This window comes from Streptomyces olindensis, from assembly GCF_040645895.1.
Taxonomy (GTDB): Bacteria; Actinomycetota; Actinomycetes; order Streptomycetales; family Streptomycetaceae; genus Streptomyces; species Streptomyces olindensis.
On record NZ_JBEYZD010000097.1, the window covers coordinates 20,233 to 28,926 of the forward strand.

Here is an 8,694-nt window from a genome sequence, read left to right on the forward strand (position 1 = left end):
CCGCGCCCCGGGACAAAAGCGTTCGCCACGAATTTCCCGGGGATGAGATCCTGGATCGCGTATGTCTACGCATCCTGCCCCCGCCCTCGGCGCCCTCGCCCCCCGCCTGACCGAGCTGTCCCTGCGCGACGCGCACCGGCTCGGGCGCAGGCTCGAAGGTGCGCGCAAGATCCGCAAGCCGGAGGCCAGGGCCGCCGTGCTCGCCGAGATCGAGGCGGAGATCGCCAGGGGCGAGGAGCGGATGGCCGCCCGCCGGACCCGTATGCCCGAGGTCACGTACCCCGAGCAGCTGCCGGTCAGCCAGAAGAAGGACGACATCGCGGCCGCGATCCGCGACCACCAGGTCGTGATCGTCGCCGGCGAGACCGGCTCCGGCAAGACGACGCAGATCCCCAAGATCTGCATGGAGCTGGGGCGCGGTGTGCGCGGCATGATCGGACACACGCAGCCGAGAAGGATCGCCGCCCGCACCGTCGCCGAGCGCGTCGCCGAGGAGCTGAACACCCCCCTCGGCGAGACCGTCGGCTGGAAGGTCCGCTTCACCGACCAGGTCGACCCGGACGCCACCTTCGTCAAGCTCATGACGGACGGCATCCTGCTCGCCGAGATCCAGACCGACCGCGAGCTGCGCGCCTACGACACGATCATCATCGACGAGGCCCACGAGCGGTCCCTCAACATCGACTTCCTGCTCGGCTACCTCGCCCAGCTGCTGCCCAAGCGCCCCGACCTCAAGGTCGTCATCACCTCGGCGACCATCGACCCCGAGCGCTTCTCGCGGCACTTCGGCGACGCCCCGATCATCGAGGTCAGCGGCCGTACGTACCCGGTCGAGGTCCGCTACCGCCCGCTCCTCGAAGAGGACGGCGACGACGCCGACCGCGACCAGATCACCGCGATCATCGACGCCGTCGAGGAACTCCAGAAGGAGGGACAGGGCGACATCCTCGTCTTCCTCTCCGGCGAGCGGGAGATCCGCGACACGGCCGACGCCCTGACCAAGAAGAACTACCGCTTCACGGAGATCCTGCCGCTCTACGCCCGGCTCTCCCACGCGGAGCAGCACCGCGTCTTCCAGCCGCACACCGGCCGCAGGATCGTGCTCGCCACGAACGTCGCCGAGACGTCCCTGACCGTCCCGGGCATCAAGTACGTCATCGACCCCGGCTTCGCCCGCATCTCGCGCTACAGCCACCGCACCAAGGTCCAGCGCCTGCCGATCGAGCCGGTCTCGCAGGCCAGCGCCAACCAGCGCAAGGGCCGCTGCGGCCGTACGTCCGACGGCATCTGCATCCGCCTCTACAGCGAGGACGACTTCAACGCCCGCCCGGAGTTCACGGACGCGGAGATCCTCCGGACGAACCTCGCCTCCGTCATCCTGCAGATGACCGCGGCCGGCCTCGGCGACATCGAGAAGTTCCCCTTCATCGACCCGCCGGACCACCGCAACATCCGCGACGGCGTGCAACTGCTCCAGGAGCTGGGCGCCCTCGACCCGGCGCAGAAGGATCCCCGCAAGCGGCTCACCGACACCGGCCGCAAGCTCGCCCAGCTGCCCGTCGACCCGCGCCTGGCCCGCATGGTCCTGGAGGCCGACAGGAACGGCTGCGTCCGCGAGGTCATGGTCATAGCCGCCGCGCTGTCCATCCAGGACCCGCGCGAACGCCCCGCCGACAAGCAGACCCAGGCCGACCAGCAGCACGCCCGCTTCAAGGACGAGACCAGCGACTTCCTGGCCTACCTCAACCTCTGGCGGTACATCCGCGAGCAGCAGAAGGAGCGCGGCTCGTCCTCCTTCCGCCGGATGTGCAAGCAGGAGTACCTCAACTTCCTTCGCATCCGCGAATGGCAGGACATCTACACGCAGTTGCGCACGGTCGCCAAGCAGATGGGCATCCACCTCAACGAGGACGACGCCCCGGCCGACCGCATCCACGTCTCCCTCCTCGCCGGCCTCCTCTCCCACATCGGCATGAAGGACGTGAAGGAGGGCGCGAAGAACGAGTACCTGGGCGCCCGCAACGCCAAGTTCGCGGTCTTCCCCGGCTCGGCCCTCTTCAAGAAGCCCCCGCGCTTCGTGATGTCCGCCGAACTCGTCGAGACCTCCCGCCTCTGGGCCCGCGTCAACGCCAAGATCGAGCCGGAGTGGGTCGAGCCCCTCGCCCAGCACCTCATCAAGCGCACCTACAGCGAGCCGCACTGGGAGAAGGACCAGGCGGCCGTGATGGCGTACGAGAAGGTCACGCTGTACGGCGTGCCGATCGTGGCGCAGCGGAAGGTCAACTACGGGCGGATCGACCCGGAGATCAGCCGCGAGCTGTTCATCCGGAACGCGCTCGTCGAGGGCGACTGGCGCACGCACCACAAGTTCTTCTCGGACAACCGCCGGCTCCTCACCGAGGTCGAGGAACTGGAACACCGGGCCCGGCGCCGGGACATCCTTGTCGACGACGAGACGCTCTACGACTTCTACGACCGGCGCATCCCCGAACACGTCGTCTCCGGCGCCCACTTCGACTCCTGGTGGAAGCACAAGCGGCACGAGCAGCCCGACTTCCTCGACTTCGAGCGCGAGATGCTCATCAACGAGAAGGCGGGCGAGGTCACCAAGGCCGACTACCCGGACTCGTGGCGGCAGGGCAACCTCAAGTTCCGCGTCACCTACCAGTTCGAGCCGGGCGCGGACGCCGACGGCGTGACCGTCCACATCCCGCTCCAGGTCCTCAACCAGGTCACGGACGAGGGCTTCGACTGGCAGATCCCGGGCCTCAGGGAGGAGCTGGTCACGGAGCTGATCCGCTCCCTGCCCAAGCCGATCCGCCGCAACTACGTGCCCGCGCCGAACTACGCGAAGGCCTTCCTGGACAAAGCGGTTCCGCTCCAGGAACCCCTCACCACGACCATGGCCCGCGAGCTGCGGCTCATGGTCGGCGTCCCCTTCGACGCCGAGGACTTCGACTGGTCCAAGGTCCCCGACCACCTGAAGATCACTTTCCGGATCGTCGACGAGCGCCGCCGCAAGCTGGCCGAGGACAAGGACCTGGAGGCGCTGAAGCTCCGGCTGAAGCCGAAGGCCCGCAAGGCCCTCTCGCAGGCGGCAGCGGCGACGGCGGAACGCCAGGGCGGCGAGTCCCTGGAGCGCAAGGGCCTCACCGACTGGACGATCGGCACGCTCACGCGCGTCTTCGAGACCCGCCGGGCCGGCCAGCCGGTCAAGGCGTACCCGGCGCTGGTCGACGACGGCGACACAGTCTCGGTCCGCCTCTTCGACACCGAGGCCGAGCAGGCCGAGGCGATGTGGAAGGGCACCCGCCGCCTGATCCTGCGCAACATCCCGGTGAACCCGGCGAAGTTCGCCTCGGAGAAGCTGACGAACGCCCAGAAGCTGGCCCTGTCCGCGAATCCGCACGGCTCCATACAGGGCCTCTTCGACGACTGCGCGACGGCCGCCGCCGACCGGCTGATCGCGGACTTCGGGGGCCCGGCGTGGGACGAGGAGTCCTACCGGAAGCTGTTCGACAAGGTGCGCGCCGAGATCGTCGACACGACCGTCCGTACGGTGGGCCAGGTCCAGCAGGTCCTGGCGGCCTGGCAGGCCTGTGAGCGCCGCCTGAAGGCCGTACGCAGCCCCGCGCTGCTGCCGAACCTCCAGGACGTGCGGGGGCAGTTGGACGCCCTCGTGAAGCCGGGCTTCGTGACGGAGGCCGGGCTGCGTCGGATGCCGGACCTCATGCGCTACCTGGTGGCCGCCGACCGGCGCCTGCAGCAGATGCCGACGAACGTCCAGCGCGACACCACGCGCATGGAGAAGGTCCACGAGATGCAGGACGAGTACGCCTGGCTCCTGGAGCAGATGCCGCAGGGCCGGCCCGTGCCGCGGCAGGTCCTGGACGTCCGCTGGATGCTGGAGGAGCTCCGGGTCAGCTATTTCGCCCACGCGCTCGGTACGGCGTACCCGGTCTCGGACAAGCGGATCGTGAAGGCGATCGACGCGCTGGCGCCGTAACCGGCCGCCTACGCTGGGTGAGTTCGACCAGGGGCCCACCCCTCCTGTACAGTCTCTTCTCGCAGCGCAACGCACACGGAATGCCATATGCGACTCCGTCGCGCGGGCCCTGCGAAACCTGGTCCTGTGGAGCAGTTTGGAGTGCTCGCCACCCTGTCAAGGTGGAGGCCGCGGGTTCAAATCCCGTCAGGACCGCAGCAGAGAGCCCGGATCTTCGGATCCGGGCTCTTTTTCGCGCGCCCTGACCTCCGCAGAAGCCCCTCGGGCGCCCTCACGCCGTCTTGACGCCCCTTCATTCCCTAGGTACCCCAGAACCAGGGCCGTTCCCCGTACGGCCCCCTGGAGGTGGCGTATGGCGGCATCGGCTAGGCACGAGACGCGGGCCCTGCTCCGCGCGCACCTGGCGGCCGCGTCGTCGTACCGGCATCTCACGCGACACTGCCCGATATGCCACCACCTGCTGCGGCTCGCGATGGAGTCGGCGCCACGCGCCGCCCGGACCGCGACCCCGGCCACCGAGGAGGCCGTCCAGGACGAGAGCCCCGCGCCCGCGTGATCGCCGACGGGTCTCAACGCCCGTGCGACCAGGGGGCGCTGGAGCCGCAGGCTCCTCTACCGCACCGGCGCCAGAGCTAACAAGCCGCTTGGTATGTGACGGGTGTCACCGCATGAGTTCGGGAAAGTGCGGTACTTACCCGCCTCCTACAACAGGTCAATTTAATATGTGCAATTGCACCCCACTCCGGGCGCCGCACACAGGGGATCCGACACCCCTCCCCAGACTCCGACAAGGCCGCTCACAGCAAGCCCGCCACGCCCACAGTGGGCGCACAAAAAAGATCGCGCTGGACCCGGCGGAGTCCAGCGCGATCCACGACGCACCCTGTTGCGTGCCTACGAAGCTCTGACCGGCTTGGGCGTGGGGCCTGTTGGGGCAGGACCCGCGTCGCTTGGAGCTGTGGTTCCGGACGTCACGGCCAGTGGGGGACCGGCCGGTTTGCCCGGTTATTCAGTTGTTCAGGCCTCGCTGCGCTGCTGCGGAATGCCCGCGAGCAGCGCGCGGACCTCAGCCTCGCGGTAACGCCGATGTCCGCCGAGCGTGCGGATCGACGTGAGCTTGCCGGCCTTCGCCCACCGCGTGACCGTCTTGGGGTCGACGCGGAACATGGTGGCGACCTCAGCCGGGGTCAGCAGCGGCTCGGCATCAGGGGTGCGAGCGGTCATGAGCGGCCTCCTCGGGAGAACCGAACCTTCTCGGTTCTTTCCTCTAAATTCTGCACCTTGACCCGCGTTGCCCGAAATGGCGGACGCGAGTCGAGTCGGTTATAGGACGAACGGCTTGTCCTCGGCACTACAACTACACCATCTGTCCAGCCGCGTCGGCCAAACCGATGGAATTGCCCCTCCAGGTGTTCATCAGCGACGGAAGCCGATGGACCATGCCATAGCGGACAGTCACGCCGCTGTGACGATCAGTCACAGGGCGATCAGGAGTCACCAGACCCCCCAAAGCGTGCAATGCTGAGATTCCGCCCATAGTGCAGCACTAGGGACGGAAGGAGCCCTCCCCGGACTCCTTGTCCTATTTTGGCATGAGGGGGGGCAAGGGGCGCAAGGGCCACGTACGTGTAGTCCGTCACGCTTGGCCTACTTGAGAGGTACGCCCGGATCGGGTCCTACGTCCCTTGTTGACGAAGCCTCAGGAAACGCACAGTCCGCTTCAGGAACTCGGTGCGAGGACGAAACCCCAAATCGGGCGGTTCGTCAAACGTCAGTTCGTGACCGACCACGAGCGGTCCGTACGGAACGCGAGGTCAGAGGTCAGTTCGCCGAGCGCAGATCCCGCACGGAACGCCACCGCTCCACGAGCCGGGCGTACGCCGCCCCCGCGGCCGTCCCGTCGCCCCGGCGCAGCGCGGCGATGCCCTCGGCCACGTCCGCCGCCGAATGGTCGTCCTCCAGGGCGCCGGCCGGCACCGCGTGCACCAGGCCGCCGTAGTCCAGCTCCACGAGCGAGCGCGGGTGGAACTCCTCCAGCCAGCGCCCCACGTCCATGAGGCCGTCGATCAGCGGCCCCTCGTCCATGGCCTCCCGCAGGGCCCTCAGGCCCCGGGCCACGCGCCGCCGGGCCTGCACCATGGGCGTGCGGTAGCGCAGCACCGGCGGGCTGTCCACGCTGTCGCCCTTGTCGTATTCGCGCTCCTCGTCGGAGACGAGCACGAACCAGTTGATCGGGACCTGCCAGGTCGCCGTGCGGATCCACGGCCGGGCGTCCGGGTTGATCGCCAGCCAGCGCTCGTAGTCCTGGGCGGCCTGGCGGCGCAGGACGGGCGGCAGGACCGCGTCCAGGACCGGCGGCGGCAGCTCCTCCGAGAGCTCCTCCAGGGCCAGCCAGCCGCGCAGCCGGGTGCGCCAGGGGCAGACGCACACGACCCCGTCCACGTCGAGGACGAAGGCGTCCTCGCTCTCGTGCACCGGCACCGGGACCGGCGGGGTGGGCGCCAAGTCGGCCAGGGCGCGGCGGAGTTCGTCCTGGTACGAGGGTCGGTCCGGACGGCGGGCGTAGCGGGCCCAGTGGCTGCGCTCCGGCTCGGGGAAGGCGGCCAGCGGTTCGTACACGCGCAGATAGGTCGTGTAGGGGACGACCACCGAGGACACCTTGGGCACGCCTGCTCCCTCCCCCGCGCACCGCCGCGAAAACCTGCGGAACCCACTCACGATCGCGCGGGAAATCTATGCAAATCGTCGCACGGGTGTACTCCGGTCGGAGGTGATCCTGTGCATGGTGCGGTCGGCGGGCCGAACAGGCTCTAATCTCATGCTCAACAGTCCCCGCCACCCACACGGGAGCTGGTCTCCACCCGCCGCAACTTACTCAGGAGTCACCACAGTGACCGACGTAACCGGCGCACCTGCTGATGTACTGCACACCCTGTTCCACTCGGACCAGGGCGGTCATGAGCAAGTCGTGCTCTGCCAGGACCGCGCGAGCGGCCTCAAGGCCGTCATCGCCCTCCACTCCACCGCCCTGGGCCCCGCGCTCGGCGGTACGCGCTTCTACCCGTACGCGACCGAGGCGGAGGCCGTCGCCGACGCGCTGAACCTCGCCCGCGGGATGTCGTACAAGAACGCCATGGCCGGTCTCGACCACGGCGGCGGCAAGGCCGTGATCATCGGCGATCCGGAGCGGATCAAGACCGAGGAGCTGCTGCTGGCGTACGGCCGCTTCGTGGCCGCGCTCGGCGGCCGGTACGTCACCGCCTGCGACGTCGGGACGTACGTCGCCGACATGGACGTCGTGGCCCGCGAGTGCCGCTGGACGACCGGCCGCTCCCCGGAGAACGGTGGCGCCGGGGACTCCTCCGTCCTCACCGCCTACGGCGTCTACCAGGGCATGCGCGCCTCCGCGCAGCACCTGTGGGGCGACCCCACGCTGCGCGGCCGCAAGGTCGGCGTCGCCGGGGTCGGCAAGGTCGGCCACCACCTGGTCGAGCACCTGCGGGCGGAGGGCGCCGAGGTCGTCATCACCGACGTGCGCGAGGACGCCGTGGGGCGGATCCTCGCCGCGCACCCCGAGGGCGTCACGGCCGTCGCCGACACCGCCACCCTGATCCGCGTCGAGGGCCTGGACATCTACGCCCCGTGCGCGCTCGGCGGCGCGCTGAACGACGACACGGTCCCGGCGCTCACCGCCAAGGTGGTCTGCGGCGCCGCCAACAACCAGCTCGCCCACCCGGGCGTGGAGAAGGACCTCGCCGACCGCGGGATCCTCTACGCGCCGGACTACGTGGTGAACGCCGGCGGCGTCATCCAGGTCGCCGACGAGCTGCACGGCTTCGACTTCGAGCGGTGCAAGACCAAGGCGGCGAAGATCTACGACACCACGCTGGCCATATTCGCACGTGCGAAGGAAGACGGCATTCCGCCGGCCGCCGCGGCCGACCGGATCGCCGAGCAGCGGATGCACGACGCGGCCATGGCGCGCCGGGCGCGCTGACCCCCGGGGCGGCCGGCGCCGTTCCGCGGACTCGCACGTTTGGCCGGTACCCGTCGGTGGGCAGTTAGAGAGAACTCTCACTTCTACCGGCGGGTCGACCGCCGATAAGTGGTTAAAATCGCGGTTGACCAGCGAGGACGGGGCGCCTCGAAGGTCCTGGGCGCGGGCACGTCATGCGGGCGACGTACCGTATGGGCGCGGGCTCAGGTACCGTGGAAGCCCTACGGACCGGTCTCTCTGCGGAGAGTCCGTGCCGGACCATGAACGCGTGTCAAGACTCTGGGGCCGTCGAGCCCCGTCGTTGAGGGGGTCGAGCCATGGGGCGCGGCCGGGCCAAGGCCAAGCAGACGAAGGTCGCCCGCCAGCTGAAGTACAACAGCGGTGGGACTGACCTCTCACGCCTGGCCGAGGAGCTGGGCGCATCGACGTCGAATCCGCAACCGCCGAACGGCGAGCGGTTCGAGGACGATGAGCACGACGACGACCTGTACGCACGGTACGCCGACCTCTACGAGGACGACGACGAGGACGAGGACGACCAGTCCTCGCAGCATCGTCGCGGCGCTTGACCCTGCACTGAGCATTAACCCGGTCGGTGACCTCGGCGCAGGGCCTGGCGGGCGTCCCCCACGGGCGGCAGCGGCAGGTCGCGGACCTCCACGCCCTGGACCACGCCGCGGACGGTCGTGGC

6 protein-coding genes and 1 tRNA gene are annotated in these 8,694 nt (G+C 69.2%); 5 read left to right on the top strand and 2 right to left on the bottom strand.

Annotated elements, in window-relative coordinates; all coding sequences use genetic code 11:
• Positions 1–61 precede the first annotated feature (61 nt).
• The 3 genes from hrpA to ABZ948_RS37305 all read left to right on the top strand — a co-directional run bounded on the left by hrpA (position 62) and on the right by ABZ948_RS37305 (position 4,562).
• Positions 62–4,006 (top strand): ATP-dependent RNA helicase HrpA, encoded by a 3,945-nt coding sequence (gene hrpA, locus ABZ948_RS37295; RefSeq protein WP_359767308.1) that lies wholly within the window; start codon positions 62–64, stop codon positions 4,004–4,006.
• A 120-nt stretch (positions 4,007–4,126) separates the two neighbouring features.
• Positions 4,127–4,201: transfer RNA gene (locus ABZ948_RS37300), tRNA-Asp, on the top strand.
• A 157-nt stretch (positions 4,202–4,358) separates the two neighbouring features.
• Positions 4,359–4,562 (top strand): DUF6274 family protein, encoded by a 204-nt coding sequence (locus ABZ948_RS37305; RefSeq protein WP_359767310.1) that lies wholly within the window; start codon positions 4,359–4,361, stop codon positions 4,560–4,562.
• Positions 4,563–5,023: 461 nt separating this feature from the next.
• Here the strand turns inward: ABZ948_RS37305 and bldC are convergent, their stop codons facing one another.
• Together bldC and ABZ948_RS37315 are read right to left on the bottom strand one after the other, a co-directional pair.
• Positions 5,024–5,230 (bottom strand): developmental transcriptional regulator BldC, encoded by a 207-nt coding sequence (gene bldC / locus ABZ948_RS37310; RefSeq protein ID WP_003949541.1) that lies wholly within the window; start codon positions 5,228–5,230, stop codon positions 5,024–5,026.
• A gap of 597 nt (positions 5,231–5,827) precedes the next feature.
• Positions 5,828–6,673, bottom strand: a complete 846-nt coding sequence (locus ABZ948_RS37315) for a DUF8083 family protein (protein ID WP_359767312.1) — start codon at positions 6,671–6,673, stop codon at positions 5,828–5,830.
• Between the two features lie 223 nt (positions 6,674–6,896).
• On the opposite strand from ABZ948_RS37315, the gene ABZ948_RS37320 reads away from it, so the two are divergent.
• Together ABZ948_RS37320 and ABZ948_RS37325 are read left to right on the top strand one after the other, a co-directional pair.
• Entirely contained in the window at positions 6,897–8,003 is a 1,107-nt protein-coding gene (locus ABZ948_RS37320; protein WP_359767314.1) for a Leu/Phe/Val dehydrogenase, read from the top strand.
• Between the two features lie 317 nt (positions 8,004–8,320).
• Entirely contained in the window at positions 8,321–8,572 is a 252-nt protein-coding gene (locus ABZ948_RS37325; RefSeq protein ID WP_359767316.1) for a DUF3073 domain-containing protein, read from the top strand.
• The last annotated feature ends 122 nt before the right edge of the window (positions 8,573–8,694 follow it).